The organism is Paenibacillus andongensis (assembly GCF_025369935.1).
In the GTDB taxonomy this organism is placed as follows: domain Bacteria; phylum Bacillota; class Bacilli; order Paenibacillales; family NBRC-103111; genus Paenibacillus_E; species Paenibacillus_E andongensis.
This window is the reverse complement of the sequence record NZ_CP104467.1, coordinates 5,859,728-5,876,276: the sequence shown is the minus strand read 5'-3', so window position 1 is coordinate 5,876,276 and position 16,549 is coordinate 5,859,728. Positions and strand designations below refer to the sequence as shown.

The window sequence follows — 16,549 nt, the reverse complement described above, 5'->3', positions numbered from 1 at the left end:
ACGTCCATGAAAAAAGAAAATACATCGCTGCAATGGTTCGGACATATCGTATTGATCTTACTTTCCTTGGCTTGTGTGGTTCCTTTTATGCTCTTGTTTCTTTCATCTATAACCGATGAAAATGAGATTATTCGATACGGGTATTCCTTTTTTCCAACTGAGTTCAGTTTGCTTGCTTACCATTATATTTTAGCAGAAGGATCAGACATTTTTAGAGCATATGGCATAACCGTACTAGTAACTGTGTTAGGGACGACAGTGAGCCTTGTCATCACGTCTCTACTGGCTTATCCGATTTCTCGCAAAGATTATCCGCTTCGGAATGTGTTAGCTTTTGTTGTATTCTTCACTCTGTTGTTTAATGGGGGACTGGTGCCGTCCTATTTGATTTACTCGCAGATGCTGGATATCAAGAATACGATCTGGGCGCTAATTATTCCGGGACTTTTAATGAATGGCTTCAATGTCATGCTGATGCGGACTTACTTTCAAACCTCGATTCCAATGGCCATTATTGAATCAGCCAATATCGACGGGGCAGGAGAGCTCAAAACGTTCTCATCGATTGTGCTTCCCCTTTCTATACCCATTCTTGCAACGGTGGGACTTTTCCAAACGATTATGTATTGGAATGATTGGATGAACGGAATGATCTATATTACAGACCCGAAATTTTACAGCATTCAAAATTTATTGAACCGTATTTTACAGGATGCCCAGTTTTTGGCGAGTGGTCAATTCGATAACTCTAGCGCAAATACAGCATCGCAGTCACTTCCCACCACTACCGTGAAAATGGCTATTGCGGTAATCGGTGTTATCCCGATTCTGATCGCATACCCGTTCTTTCAAAAATATTTTATTAAAGGAATTACGATCGGAGCCGTGAAAGGGTAGCTCTTGCCCCAAAAATAACATGTACAAGTCCATTTGATCAGCTCGAGCTGTCAATGGGCTTTCTTTCCTTTTAATAATGCTCTAAATAAATGATACAGTATAGATATAAATTAAAGGGGAAGAGGCAGATGCTCCATGAATTCGATACGGATGAAATTAATGTTGGGGGTATCTATTTTAACCGTACCTTTGATAACGATTCTTATTTACTATAGTGTTTATTCCACGAAGGTCGTTCGAAATCAGGTAGCGGATTCCTACAAAAACATGATGATTTTATATATGAGTCAAGTGGATAATACGTTGGAGGATATCGACAAGTATATAAATAATACGGTGGTGGCCGATTCTGATTTTGTGTCCTATCAATTATCAAATTCGGAGTATGATTTTAATTTCAGTAAAATAATGATGTTTAATAAATTATCGAATGATATTGGCATGTATAAATCCGTCAATTCCTTTTTCCTGTATGCGCCGAAGAAAAACGATATGTTACAAGTCAATAGAGTTAGAGGCTCCCTTGAGGAAGAAGAGGCGATCATTAACACCATTAGGCAAACGATTGATTCTAATATAGAACCTAATCGATTTTATACAAAAACCTGGGATGTTCAGAAGATCAATGATTCTTATTATATGATCTATGTATTGAAATCCGGGGATGTTTATTTTGGCGCCTGGATTAATGCGGACAAGCTGATGATTCCGTTCAAAACGATTGATTTTGGTGCTAACGGCGGTGCGTTATTCGCAACTCAAAACGGACTGCCTATGACGAATATAGACCTTATCAACCGGAATCAAGTTCAGCTGAATGCGGGTATGGAAAATTATTATTTATCAGGCAATCATCGTGACTTCTTGGTTGTCGGCGAACCCTCAGCCAAAGGTAATTTCAATCTGGTCGCACTCGTGCCTGACGAGAGGATCCTTGAAAAGCTGCCCTATTTACAAAAAATTGTTGAACTTATCGCCTTGGCATGCCTCATTTCACTGCCTTTAGGATTGTATTTCTTACGAAGAACGATCATGTTACCACTATACCGACTTATATCTGCTATGAAAAGAATTCGGAGCGGTCAACTGGAAGCCCGGATTGACACTTTTCCAACATCCGATGAATTTATCATTGTGAATGAGACATTTAACAATATGATGTCGCAAATCCAGGAACTACGTATTAACGTTTATGAGGAGCAGTTAAGCAAGCAAAATGAAGAGCTTCAGCGTTTGCAATTGCAGATCAACCCTCATTTTTTCATGAATTCATTGAATGTGTTATATAACTTGGCGAAAGTGAAAAATTTTGAATTAATTAAGGGAATGTCCTTATCCTTGATGCAATATTTCAGATACATGTTCAGAAGTAATCTTAGCTTCGTTAAACTGAAAGAGGAGCTTGAACATACACGGAATTATTATCGCATTCAGGAGCTTCGCTTTCCGGGAAGCCTGACTTGCGAAATCCATGCACCGGAATTTTTAATTGATACGTATGTGCCGCCACTTGTCATTCAAACATTTGTTGAAAATACGGTGAAGCATGCGGTTACACTGGATGAACCTATTCATATATCGATAAACGTTGATGTCATTGAGCTGGAAGGTATTCCTTGTATTACCATTGTGATTCAAGATACAGGCAAGGGCTATTCGGAGGAAGTGCTATCTATTCTACAAAGAGGTGAAAGTCTGGTCACAGAACAAGGAGAGCATGTCGGAATATGGAACGTTCAGCGGAGGCTGCGGCTTCTTTATACCCGATCTGTACGAATTTCTTTTTCCAATGGTTCTCCTCGCGGAGCGGTCATTGAAATTACCCTACCTATCCACTCAAAAATAGTAACCGGAGGTGCGGACAATGTACCGTCTATTAATGGTAGATGATGAAATGCATGTAATTGAAGGTATAAAATCAGACTTGGATTTGGCACAAAATGAAATCTCTGAACTTTATACCGCATACAACATGAGGCAGGCCCAAGAAATCTTTGCTAAAAACCGCATCGATATCATGCTTTGTGACATTGAAATGCCGCAAGGCAGCGGCTTGGAGCTGCTTACATGGGTAAGAGAGCATCATCCGGAAACAGAGACGATCTTCTTAACCGCTCATGCGGATTTCAAATATGCGAAGCAGGCTATTCAATTGGGGAGTTTGGAGTTTTTGATCAAGCCGGCGTTTGTTAATGAATTGGAAGAGGCGCTTTCTAAAGCCAAGATGAAGATCTCCAAACATAGCGAGCTTCGTCATGTGAATGAGCTGTGGATGCAAAATCATCCCTTGATTGTAGAACGGTTTTGGATGGATTTGCTTGATCAAACGATTCCTTCTCATGAAACGGTAATCAAAGAAGTTGCAGAAAATCGGAATCTTATTTATTCCGAATCGATGACTTTTTTACCTCTGCTCATCAGTGTTCAACGCTGGCATAAGGATTTAAGTCTGCGCGAAGAGAAGATACTGGAGTATGCGCTTAAAAATTCGTCGCAAGAGATGATTGTTCAGCAAGTGACGGATGGACAGGTGATTCCTATAGACAGAGGGAAAATACTTGTCATTCTTTATTTGAACACGTATAACGAGGGGATTTTGGAAAAATTGGTCCGCAGCTGCGAAGATTACATTGCATCTTGCAATCGATATTTTTACTGTGATTTATGCTGCTATATCGGTACCGACGGTTTCATGCACGATGTTCGGCCCATTGTTCAAGATTTGATGGCGTTAGATAAGAATAATGTCGCTTTTAATAACAAAGTGTTCGCGTTAGCTGGGAAATCTGCCTCATCTGTACAAATCAAATTACCCGATATGACCGTGTGGTCAGCCATGTTAAAAAAGGGAACGAAAGAAAAAGTGATCGCGGTAGTGACGGAATATCTGGAGAATTTGGTACGAGCAGAAGGCTTGGATGCGAATGTACTGAATCAATTTTATGAAGATTTTCTGCAGATGACGTATTTCGTACTTAATCTAAAAGGCATTCAAGCTCATCAATTATTTTGTGATGAACTATCTTTGGTACTGTCCAGAAACGCCACGCGTTCGGTAACTGACCTGTTAACCTGGATTCGGCATACGACCCAGAAAGCGATGGATCAAGCGGAGGCAGTGGAAGAAGCAACTTCGGTTATTGAGAGACTCAAACAGTATATAGCCGTGCATTTGGATCAATCGGAGTTATCCCGTGAAGAACTGGCCGAGCATGTCTATTTGCATCCCGACTACTTGTCCCGTTTTTTTAAGAAAGAGACAGGGGTATCGATCTCTGATTATTTACTGCAAGAAAGAGTGAACCTGGCCAAGGAGCTGTTGTGTAAGAGCGATATGCCAATCGGCAGTATTGCCTTAGCCGTGGGTTACTCGAATTTTTCTCATTTTTCAAAAATGTTTAAAAAGGTCACGAACTTGAATCCAAACGATTATCGTCAGCAGAATGGATTTTAACCATGGTTTACTCATCGGGCAAAAAGTCAGGAAAGCGGTAACAAATAAGTCAGCAAACTGTTAGCGGGCTCTCAATCCTTAGACTATCATTAGAACTAGAAACGCCATTAAACTTCAAAAGAGGGGTTAGAGCATGAGAAAACGGACTAAAATGTTGACGATGTTATTGGCCATGATCATGGTTACAATGCTTTTCCTTACAGCATGCGGAAAGGATACGAGCAATCAAAGTGCCGCTTCCACCAGCGCGACATCTTCTCCGAACGCGGCTTCGTCAGGCAATGTTGACACGAAAACATCAGCTGAGCTTACGATGGCGTTCCCTATTTTCGGCGCGATACCGAAAGATATGAATCTCATCCAGGATGAGGTAAACAAAATCACTAAAGCGAAGATAAACGCGACTGTCAAACTTCTTCCTATCAGCATTGGGAATTGGAATCAGCAAACGAATCTGATGATGAGCAGTAACGATAAGCTCGATGTGATGACAATATTGGGGGGGTATGCTTCCCAAGTGGCCAAAGGGCAATTGAATGCCTTAGACGATCTAATTAAGAAATATGGAAAAGGAATTTCCGAAGTGCTGGAACCCGCGTATCTGAACGCTCCGAAAATTAATGGCAAGATTTATGGCGTTGCCAGCATTCGGGATTTGGCGAGAAGCTACGGATTTGTGATGAGAAAGGACATTGTTGATAAATACAATATCGACATTAGCAAGATCAAAACATTAGACGATGTCGAGCCTCTTCTGAAAATTGTGAAAGAAAAAGAGCCGAATTTGACTCCGATTGCTCCTGGCGGCAACGGCTCAACGTTCTTGCAAGTGTATCAACCGGAGGATTCCTTAGTAGATGGCTTTGGCGTTCTGCCTGGGTACGACAATAATATGAAAGTTGTCAATTTTCAAGAAACGCCGGAATACACTGCACTCATCAAAAAGTTCAGAAGCTGGTACACGGCCGGTTATGTGTTAAAGGATGCGGCAACTAGCCAAACATCAACGTCTGATTTGGTTAAATCCGGTAAATTATTTGGATATATGGCTACGATGAAACCCGGTTTTGAAGCCCAGGAATCCAGATTAACGACGTATTCGATGGTGACGGCCCAGCTGCTCGAACCGATTGCGACGACAGGAACGATTACCGGCATTATGTGGGGAATTCCGCGGAATTCAACGAACCCAGAGCGCGCAATGATGCTGTTAAATCTGCTGTACACAGATAAAGATCTGATTAATTTGCTTGACTGGGGTATTGAAGGTAAGCATTATGTGAAAGTTTCTGACAATATGATCGACTTTCCGCAAGGTGTTGACGCGAAAACCAGCGGTTATTACATGGGGTTAGGATGGATGTTCGGCAACCAATTCCTCTCCTATGTGTTTAAAGGAGATGATCCGGATATTTGGAAAAAGACAGCTGAGTTCAATAAGAATGCCAAGAAATCGAAGGCACTTGGTTTCAACTTTAATGCTGAGCCTGTGAAGACGGAAATTACAGCCGTAACTAACGTAAACAACCAATATCAAAAAGGTGTTGAAACAGGGACGCTTGACCCGGATAAAGCGCTTCCAGATTATATTGCAAAACTCAAATCCGCAGGTATTGATAAAATTGTCGCGGAAAAGCAAAAACAGTTGGATGAATGGGCGAAAACGAGTAAATAAGCTGGATATGACCCCAATCAACTTCGCACTTGTTGGTTGGGGTTTGATATAAACATTCGGGAGGATAACGAAATGATTGGTATATGGAACTGCAAGGTGACAAGGAGTCAATCGCAAACGAAAATTGTTTTTCATGTGGAAGAGAATGATGGCATATCATTATCCGTGAGTATGGAGCCTTTTCCATTGCCTGTTGAAATTGTTGATATTCAAACCGAGGGGAATCGGCTTAAAGCGATAGGGCGTATTACCTATTCGCCAGAACCTATCACGATTGATCTTGAATTTTCAGAGAATGCTTTTACGGGCAGGATAAGACTGCCTTTTGCCTCAGAGGAAACGGCAATTCACGGGGAAAGGGGGAGGGGATCATCGCTTACGGAAGATTTGATCTCCAAAGTTGCGCCTTTCCGTAAGACTGGCGTGACGCTCAGATCGGACGAAGAAATTCGCGAAGAAGTCGAACGTTTCATCAGCCGAATGACCATTCAGGATAAAATCGGACAAATGAGCCAGTGCGGTGCTTCTAACTTCTCTTTCGGCGGCGATGTGGAATCGGCACCTCCAGAGCAATTGGTAGCGGAAGGAATGGCAGGATCCATCCTAGGCGCTTTTGACAGCAACAGGGTGTTCGAACTGCAAAAAATTGCCGTGGAACAATCACCGCACAAGATCCCGCTGTTATTTAACGCGGATATTATTCACGGGCATCAGACCGTATTTCCGGTTCCGCTCGGGTGGTCCTGCAGCTGGGATCTAGATGCGATCAAGAAGGCATGTGCTATTGCAGCCAAGGAAGCGACCGCTTCCGGCATCAACTATAATCACGGCCCGATGGTGGATGTGACCCGGGATGCCCGCTGGGGACGCGTGGTGGAAGGCGCGGGTGAAGATCCTTATTTAGGCTCGCTCATCGCCAAGGCTCAAGTTGAAGGATTTCAAGGCGACAGCTTGTTCAACGAAGAGACGTTGATCGCCTGTTTAAAGCATTTTATCGCATATGGGGCTGCCGAAGGCGGTAGAGATTACAATACGGTTGATATTACTGAAGGTACTTTACGCAACGTATATTTGCCTCCTTTTCAAGCAGGTCTTGAGGCGGGAGCTGGTTCGGTGATGAATTCGTTCAACATTTACCAAGGAGTTCCGGTGGCTGGCAGTTCTTATTTGCTGAAAGATATATTGAGGGATGAGCTGGGCTTTGAAGGGATACTAATTTCCGATTATGGCGCGATCGACGAAATCCGAATTCATGGCTGCGCCAAGGATGAGGCGGCGGCTGCCAAAATGGCAATTGACGCTACGATGGACATTGAGATGGTGACGCGATTGTACTTCGATCAGCTTCCTCGGCTTATCGAAGAAGGGATCGTAAAGGAAGAACAATTGGATGCGGCGGTTCGTCGTATTTTAACCTATAAATACAAAATTGGTATCATGGATGATCCTTACCGCTATATAAGACCGGAAAAAGAAATCGAATATCATTTCCATGCAGATCATTTGGAAGAGAGTCGCAAGCTAGCCCAGAAATCCATTGTGCTATTGAAAAATAACGGTGTGCTTCCGCTCACAGGGAAGAAGAAAATTGCCGTCATCGGACCGTTTGCGGCCAGTAAGGATTTGCTTGGCCCGTGGCAATTCTCGAGGTATGGCAATGATACCGTAACTCTCCTTCAAGGACTTAAGGAGAAAGGAATCGGTTCGGGGAATTTGCTGTACGCTGAAGGGTGCAAGGTAAATAGCAGCATTGATGGCGGTATTGATCAAGCAGTTGCTTTGGCACAGCAAGCTGATGTAGTTATTCTCGCACTGGGCGAGAACAGCGATATGTCCGGGGAAGCGGCATCCCGCGCGGATATTGAGCTTCCGGATGTTCAGCAGCAGCTGGCAGAAGCTATTATGAACCTGGGTAAACCTACGATCCTGGTACTCACCAACGGTAGACCGCTTGTCTTGGATTGGTTTGACCGTCATGTAGATGCTATTGTCGAAACCTGGTTCCTGGGTTCGCAAGCGGGCAACGCCATCGCTGACGTATTGATCGGTGATTACAACCCGTCAGGAAAACTGACAATGAGCTTCCCGTATAAGGTGGGCCAGGTACCACTATATTACAATCATTTCAACACAGGAAGACCTCTCACCGAGGAGAATCAAGCTCAAAAATTCATTTCTAAATATTTAGATACGCCAAATGAGCCCCTATATCCTTTCGGATATGGACTTAGCTATACAACCTTCGCTTACTCAGATATCCAACTGGATAAAGTTCAGTTATCTCGGACTGACAAGCTGAACTTAAGTTTAACAGTGACCAACACTGGAGATCACGCCGGCGAAGAAATCGTTCAGCTGTACATCCAGGATCTGTATGGAAGCACTGTGAGGCCTGTGAAAGAGTTGAAGCGTTTTGAAAAAATTGATTTGAAGCCGGGAGAGAGCCGGGAAGTCCAGTTTGCTATTACGGAAGAGGATTTGAAATTCTACACGTCAAACCGCCGATATGAAGCCGAAGCAGGTGACTTCAAGGTCTACGTTGGTCCGAGTTCTCAAGTAGTGAAGGAAGCTAAATTTGAGCTTATATAGGTGAAGGAGATTAAGAATGAGTAGAAATATAAAACAGTTACTAGCACAAATGACGTTGGAGGAAAAAGCTAGCTTATGTTCGGGGCTGAATTTCTGGCGGACAAAGCCGATAGAACGGCTCGGAATCCCCTCGATCATGATGACCGACGGACCGCATGGTTTGCGGAAACAGCAAGGCGGCAGCGGTGATCATCTTGGAATTGGTGACAGTGTTCCCTCGACCTGCTTCCCGTCGGGTGCCGGTCTTGCCGCATCTTGGGATCGTGATTTGATTGAGAAAGTCGGAATTGCGCTCGGTGAAGAATGTCAGGCCGAGGATGTCGCTATCATTCTAGGCCCAGCGCTGAATATCAAGCGTTCTCCGCTCTGTGGAAGGAATTTTGAATACTTTTCGGAAGATCCGTATCTGTCCGCGGAAATGGCTGCAAGTCACATCCGCGGCGTCCAAAGCCAAGGGATTGGCACATCAGCCAAACATTATGCGGTCAACAACCAGGAGCATCGCCGCATGACCGTTGATGCGGTTGTAGATGAGCGAACCCTTCGGGAAATTTACCTGGCTGGCTTCGAAGGAGCAGTGAAGCAATCTCAACCGTGGACGGTCATGTCTGCGTATAACAAGGTCAATGGCGAGTATGCTTCAGAGCATCCGTATTTACTAAACGATATCCTGCGGGAAGAATGGGGCTTTGAAGGCTTTGTCGTTTCGGATTGGGGAGCGGTAAATGAGCGCGTAGCCAGTCTTGCAGCGGGATTGGAGCTTGAAATGCCTGGCAATGGAGGCTTCGGGGATAACAAAATCGTAGAAGCCGTCAAGAAGGGACAATTGTCGGAAGAGCAATTGGATCTGGCAGTAGAGCGGTATTTGACCGTTATATTCAAGGCGGTTGACAGCAAAAAGGAGAACGCTAGCTTCAATCCAGCGGACCACCATCGTTTGGCCAGGACCGTTGCTGCTGAATGCATGGTGCTTCTGAAAAACGAGGAAGGTATTCTTCCGCTTCGCAAACAAGGAGGTATCGCCGTTATCGGAGAGCTTGCCAAGAAGCCAAGATATCAAGGCGGAGGCAGCTCGCATATCGTTCCGACCAAGCTCGATATTCCTTACGATGAAATGGCGGCAATCGCTTCGGATAAGGCAGAAATCAATTATTCGCAAGGTTATGAGCTGGCGAAGGACGAGTTGGATGACAAGCTGCTTGAGGAAGCGGTTCGAGCAGCGAAGAACGCAGATGTTGCGGTAGTATTCGCTGGCCTGCCGGATCGATACGAGTCAGAAGGCTATGACCGCGAGCATATGCGGCTTCCTGACAATCATAACCGGCTAATCGAAGCCGTTGCAGAAGTCCAACCGAACATTGTTGTAGTACTCAGCAATGGCTCTCCGGTGGAATTACCATGGATCGGAAAAGTGAAAGGCATATTGGAAGGATATCTGGGTGGTCAGGCTTCAGGAGGCGCAATTGCGGATTTATTGTTCGGCGAAGCTAACCCGAGCGGCAAATTGGCGGAAACGTTCCCTATAGAGCTTAGGCACAATCCCTCACACCTTAATTTCCCAGGGGAAGGGGACCAAGTCGAGTACCGTGAAGGGCTGTTCGTCGGTTATCGTCATTACGAAGCACGAGGAGTCAAGCCTCTGTTCGCTTTCGGACACGGGCTTAGCTATACAACGTTCGAATATACGGATATTACCGTGAACAAGAACTCGATTGTTGACAACGAAACGGTGCGGGTAAGTGTAACTGTCAAAAACACGGGTGATCAGACTGGCAAAGAAATCGTTCAGCTGTATGTTCGTGATTCACAGAGCAGCGTCACGCGCCCTGAAAAAGAGCTGAAGGAGTTCCAGAAGCTGAAGCTTGAACCAAGGGAAGAGAAGATGGTTACGTTTGAGTTAGACAAGAGAGCGTTTGCTTACTACAATGTCTCTCTTCGGGATTGGCACGTTGAAACCGGCGAGTTTGAAATTCTTGTTGGCAGTTCCTCAACTCAAATTGCGTTGAAAGCCATTGTTCATGTGACTTCCACCGTGTCAGTTAAGAAAAAGTTTACCCGAAATTCGACGATGGGTGACCTTATGAGCGATCCCGTTGGGGCGCAAATCATGCATGCCATGAGGCCGAATGCCGGGAATCAATTACCTTCCACTGATGATGAACATCAGGCGATGATGAATGCCGTCATGATGGGCATGCCGCTGCGGGCCATGGTTGCTTTTAGCCAGGGAGCTTTTACGGAGGATACGATGGACGGCATTCTTCAGCAGTTGAATGGATCTAATGATTCCTAAACTAAAGAGAGAAGTGTTTAAGTCAATGAAATTGAACAACAAAGTAGTTATTTATTACGGGAGCGGCTTCCGGTGTCGGCAAGGCGATGCGGAGCTGTATGTACCATTTTTTAATTACAAAAAGTTCATAATAAGGGGCTTTTAAATGTCAAATTTAATTATAATTATCAATAGTGTCAGAATTATTAAAAACCGCGAAGGCTTGATGCTACGCGGTTTTTTTCTGTTTTCGGACGATTCTTTCATTATTCTTTTAGTTGGCTTTAGTAAACTTATAAAAGTGATGATTTGAAAATTATTAAACTCTAAGGGCGATTTTTACGGTTCTCGGCAAGGTTTGGCACCAGAAAGTTAATTTTGATTTATTATTGTTGGGAGCGGGATGTAAATGAATCGAAAAGTAAAGCAGACTTATCGTAAATTATTAAGTTTCATACTGGGAACGCTGATTTTTTTGTCAGGCGTACCCTATATGGGCGCGCCAATGGTTGCCCAAGCGGCCGCTGAACAATGGGTCGATGTAGGATCCGCCGGTATTTCGCCGTATTCTGGAACTAATACAATGATGACCATCGATAGCAGTGGCACGCCCTATGTTGTGTATAGGGACGGGGGGAGAGGCGGTAATGCAACCGTCAAGAAATATAACGGAAGCGCTTGGGTGAATGTTGGCTCCGCCGGTTTTGGTGCTGCAGCTAAAATAAGTATAGCCATCGACAGCAGCGACACGCCCTATGTTGTGTTTATGGATACGAGTAACAGTAGTAAAGCAACCGTTATGAAATATAACGGAAGCTCGTGGGTAAATGTAGGCTCCGCCGTTTTTTCGGAAGGTGCTGCAGATTATCCAAGTATAGCCATCGACATCAGCGGTACGCCCTATGTTGTGTATAGGGATGGGGGTAACAGTAATAAAGCAACCGTCATGAAATATAACGGAAGCTCGTGGGAGAATGTAGGCTCCGCCGGTTTTTCGTCAGGTGATGCAAGGTATACAAGTATAGCTATCGACAGCACCGGCACGCCCTATGTTGTGTATCAGGATGTGGCTAATAGCTATAAAGCAACCGTAATGAAATATAACGGAAGCTCGTGGGAGAACGTAGGCTCCGCCGGTTTTTCGAAAGGTTATGCCTATTATACAATGATAGCCATCGACAGCAGCGGCACACGCTATGTTGTGTTTAAGGATGATTTTAACAGCGAAAAAGCATCCGTCATGAAATATAGCGGAAACTCGTGGGTGAATGTAGGCTCCGCCGGTTTTTCGGCAGGTCCTGCAGACCAAACAAGTATAGCCATAGACAGCAGCGGCACGCTCTATGTTGCGTATGCGGATTGGGGTAACAACAAAGGTAAAGCAACCGTCATGAAATTTAACGGAAGCTCGTGGGTAAATGTAGGCTCTGCCGGTTTTTCGGCAGATATTGCAATTTCTACAAGTATAGTCATCGACAGCAGCGGCACGCCATATGTTGCGTATTCGGATTTGGTTAATAGCTATAAAGCAACCGTCAAGAAGCTTACAATGACATACACGTTGACGTATGAAGGCAACATCGCTACTTCCGGCAGCGCGCCGACGGACAGCATCACTTATCAGTCGGGAGATACGGCTGCGGTTCAGGGTAACACGGGAGACTTAGTGAAGACGGGCTACACGTTCGCGGGATGGAATACGAAGGCGGACGGAACCGGAACGGATTACGTAGCAGGTGCCCCGATCAGCATTGGATCAGCCGACGTGACACTGTACGCGAAATGGACAATGAGGAATGCGGCCACGCCAAACATTATCACACAGCCGACAGATCAGACGGTGATTGAAGGAGCCAGCAGCCCGGCCTTGAGCATAGCAGCGACGGTGAGCGATAGCGGAACGCTGAGCTACCAGTGGTACAGCAACACGGCCAGCAGCAATAGCGGCGGCACAATGATCAGCGGTGCAACAAGCGCATTGTACGCAGCGCCGACGACAACGGCGGGAACGACGTACTATTATGTCGTGGTGACGAATACCGACAGCGTCGCAGGGGGAAGCCAAACGGCGACGGCGACAAGCAGCGTAGCCACGGTAACGGTGAACGCTCTGATAAACGCGGCAATGCCGAGCATAGGCACGCAGCCGACAGGAGCAACGGTGAACGAAGGAGGCAGCAGCCCAGCCTTGAGTGTAGCGGCGACGGTGAGTGACAGCGGAACGCTGAGCTACCAGTGGTACAGCAACACGGCAAGCAGCAATAGCGGTGGAGCTGCGATCAGCGGAGCAACGAGCGCATCGTATTCAGCGCCGACGACAACGGCGGGAACGACGTATTATTATGTCGTGGTGACGAACACCAACAGCGGCGCGACGGGCAGCCAAACGGCGACAGCGACAAGCAGTGCGGTGTCGGTAACGGTGAACGCGCTGATCAACGCGGCCATGCCGAGTATCGGCACGCAGCCGATGGGAGCAACGGTGAACGAAGGAGGCAGCAACCCAGCCTTGAGTGTAGCAGCAACGGTGAGCGATGGGGGGACGCTGAGCTACCAGTGGTACAGCAACACGGCCAGCAGTAATAGCGGTGGAGCATTGATCAGCGGCGCAACGAGCGCATCGTATGCAGCGCCGACGACAACGGCGGGAACGACATACTACTATGTCGTGGTGACGAACACGAACAGCGGCGCAACGGGTAGCCAAACGGCGACGGCGACAAGCAGCGTAGCCACGGTAACGGTGAACGCGCTGAGAAACGCGGCCATGCCGAGCATCGGCACGCAGCCGGCGGGAGCAACGGTGAACGAAGGAGGCAGCAGCCCAGCCTTGAGCGTAGCAGCTACGGTGAGCGATGGGGGGACGCTGAGCTACCAGTGGTACAGCAACACGGCGAATAGCACGACTGGCGGCACCGCAATTGGCGGCGCAACGAGCGCATCGTATGCAGCGCCGACGTTAGCGGCAGGAACGACATACTACTATGTCGTGGTGACGAACACGAACAGCGGCGCAACGGGTAGCCAAACGGCGACGGCGACAAGCAGCGTAGCCACGGTAACGGTGAACGCGCTGACGAATGCGGCAATGCCGAGCTTCGGCACACAGCCGACGGGAGCAACGGTGAACGAAGGCGACAGCAGCCCGAGTTTGAGCGTAGCGGCGACGGTGAGTGACAGCGGAACGCTGAGCTACCAGTGGTACAGCAACACGGCCAGCAGCAATAGCGGCGGAGCAGCGATCAGCGGAGCAACGAGCGCATCGTATGCAGCGCCGACGTTAGCGGCGGGAACGACATACTACTATGTCGTGGTGACGAACACGAACAGCGGCGCGACGGGCAGCCAAACGACGACGGCGACAAGCAGCGTAGCCAAGTTGACCGTCACAGCGGCAAACTCTTCAGCACCTCTAGCACCTACGGGGCTTACAGCAATAGCTGGGAATGGGCAAGTTGCGTTAACTTGGAACGGTGTATCTGAAACAGTCACCTACAGTGTCTATAAGGGAACAGCTTCCGGCTCCTATGACTTAACCTCCATAGCGACAGTGAGTGGCGCGACATACAGCTACACGGGGCTGACGAACGGCACGACCTATTACTTCGCGGTAAAGGCGAGCAACGCAAGAGGAAACAGCGGCTACTCCAACGAAGTCATCGCAACACCTCAAGCCGCAATACCGAGCGCATCCAGTAATGCGAATCTGAGCAGCATGGCAGTATCAGGACTAACGTTGAGTCCATCGTTTGATACGAGGACATTTTCCTACACAGCGAGCGTGGCGAATGGTGTAACGTTGGCGACAGTGACGCCAACAATATCGGATAGCAACGCGACAGTGAAGGTGAACCGAACGGCAGTGACGAGCGGACTATCTTCGGGGGCTATCAGCCTAAACGTGGGTATCAATCCGATCACCGTGGTAGTGACAGCTCAAGATGGAAAGACCACGCAGACGTACACTGTGAACGTGATTAGAGCCGCAGTGATAACAGCTAGTTCTACAACACCGATTCAGGTGACGACTGTACCTGTATCCATTACCGTCCCTTCTGGTGTAACGAATGCCAAAATTTCGGCCACATCGGTAACGGTAGGATCGAACAAAGAAGCGACGCTCCCTTTAGTGGAAGTGCAAGCGGCTACCACTCTGGGCAATGTGAGTGTAACGATTCCAGACGGAACGAAAATTATGGCTCCCGCCAATTGGGACGGCACGATCAATCTGCCGCAAGTGTTAAGCAATAGCAGCGTAAGGATCAATAGCGGCGTCGTGAGTGCCGTTATTGAAGTCGGATCGACGGATGTATCGTTAACGTTCGACAAAGCGGTGCGTTTGCTCATCCCGAACCAAGGGGGCAAAAGGGCGGGCTTCGTACGAAACGGCGTGTTTACCGAGATTACAGAGCCGTTATCCGCAGACACCCAAGCAGCGGCAGACAAAATTGCCGAAGGCGGAGACGCCAAAATTACGGTTGGCAGCGACCTTGTCATTTGGACGAAGCACTTTACCAAATTTGCTAGCTACACGAAAGTCGACTCTCCGAGCGAAACCGGATCCAGCGGGGTTTACGGCGGCGGTGCGACCAACTCCGCAACGATTGCGGCTGTCAGCGGGGGGACGACAACGCTGAACGGAGTCACAATCGAAGTTCCGGCCGGATCGATGGCTAGCAACATTCAAGTTACGGTAGATAAAGTGAGCGACGCCTCGATTCTGCCCGTAAACAGCGCCTCGCAATTGGTAAGTGAGGTGTACGAGATCAAGAAAGACAAGGATGGCGACTTTAGCAAGCCGGTCGTTATTACACTACCTTTCGACAAGACGAAGGTGGACTTTGCCAAGTTGACGGCAGGCGTATATTGGCTGAACGAACAAACCCATAAATGGGTGCCACTCGACAGCCAAATAGTCGACGAAGCGAACGTGACGGCATCCGGATCGGTGAGCCATTTTACGAAATTTGCCGTTCTGGTATCGGAAATAGCGAAGACCGTACAGCCGCAAACGAACGAAACGGACTTTGCCGATATCAAGGGGCATTGGTCCGAAGCGAACGTGCGGGAACTGGTGAAGCTCAGCGCGATTAACGGCTATACAGACAAATCGTTTAAGCCGAATGCGAACATCACGAGAGCGGAATTCGTGACCGTCATCGTCAAAGCGTTCCATCTTGGGGCGCAAGATGGCAAAACCTTTGCCGATACGGAAACTCATTGGGCCAAGAGCGCGATTGCGACTGCCGCAGCGGCAGGTATTGTTGCCGGATATAGCGACAACAGTTTTGGGCCGGACGATCTCATTACCCGCGAGCAAATGGCGGCAATCGTTGTTCGTGCCGCCAAGCTGGCTGCGACAGACAAGAGCATCAACTTCCCGGACAGCGCCGATATATCCGACTGGGCACGTTCGGCTCTTGCAACGGCGATAGCCAAAGGCTTGATCAATGGTTATGAAGACGGCACAGTGAAACCGAAAGTGAACACTACCCGCGCCGAAGCGGTCACGGTCATTCTCAGAGCTTTAACAGCGAAACCGTAATAGTTCTGATGCGGGGCTGCTGTCGTTGAGCGCCAAACTGATCGGCGGCAACAAAAATTTCAGATAAACGAATGGAAAAGGGACTATCCGCAGGCATGAATGATTGCCGGAGGATAG

General features: G+C 47.4%; 7 protein-coding genes. All 7 read left to right on the top strand.

From position 1 onward, the window contains the following. The first annotated feature begins 6 nt into the window (after positions 1 to 6). On the top strand, positions 7 to 897 hold the full coding sequence (locus tag NYR53_RS26310) for a carbohydrate ABC transporter permease (RefSeq protein ID WP_261302064.1): 891 nt from the start codon (positions 7 to 9) through the stop codon (positions 895 to 897). 150 nt (positions 898 to 1,047) lie between these two features. After that, positions 1,048 to 2,787: a sensor histidine kinase gene (locus NYR53_RS26305; RefSeq protein WP_261302063.1), complete on the top strand. Its 1,740-nt coding sequence runs from the start codon at positions 1,048 to 1,050 to the stop codon at positions 2,785 to 2,787. Continuing rightward, entirely contained in the window at positions 2,762 to 4,351 is a 1,590-nt protein-coding gene (locus NYR53_RS26300; protein WP_261302062.1) for a response regulator transcription factor, read from the top strand. Before NYR53_RS26305 ends, NYR53_RS26300 begins: the two co-directional genes overlap by 26 nt. 133 nt (positions 4,352 to 4,484) lie before the next feature. Beyond that, positions 4,485 to 6,026, top strand: a complete 1,542-nt coding sequence (locus NYR53_RS26295) for an ABC transporter substrate-binding protein (protein ID WP_261302061.1) — start codon at positions 4,485 to 4,487, stop codon at positions 6,024 to 6,026. A gap of 72 nt (positions 6,027 to 6,098) precedes the next feature. Next, positions 6,099 to 8,615 carry a glycoside hydrolase family 3 N-terminal domain-containing protein gene (locus tag NYR53_RS26290; protein ID WP_261302060.1) on the top strand — a complete coding sequence of 839 codons (2,517 nt, stop codon included), beginning with the start codon at positions 6,099 to 6,101 and terminating at the stop codon, positions 8,613 to 8,615. A 16-nt stretch (positions 8,616 to 8,631) separates the two neighbouring features. Continuing rightward, entirely contained in the window at positions 8,632 to 10,908 is a 2,277-nt protein-coding gene (locus NYR53_RS26285; RefSeq protein WP_261302059.1) for a glycoside hydrolase family 3 C-terminal domain-containing protein, read from the top strand. A gap of 388 nt (positions 10,909 to 11,296) precedes the next feature. After that, positions 11,297 to 16,432: an S-layer homology domain-containing protein gene (locus tag NYR53_RS26280; protein WP_261302058.1), complete on the top strand. Its 5,136-nt coding sequence runs from the start codon at positions 11,297 to 11,299 to the stop codon at positions 16,430 to 16,432. The last annotated feature ends 117 nt before the right edge of the window (positions 16,433 to 16,549 follow it).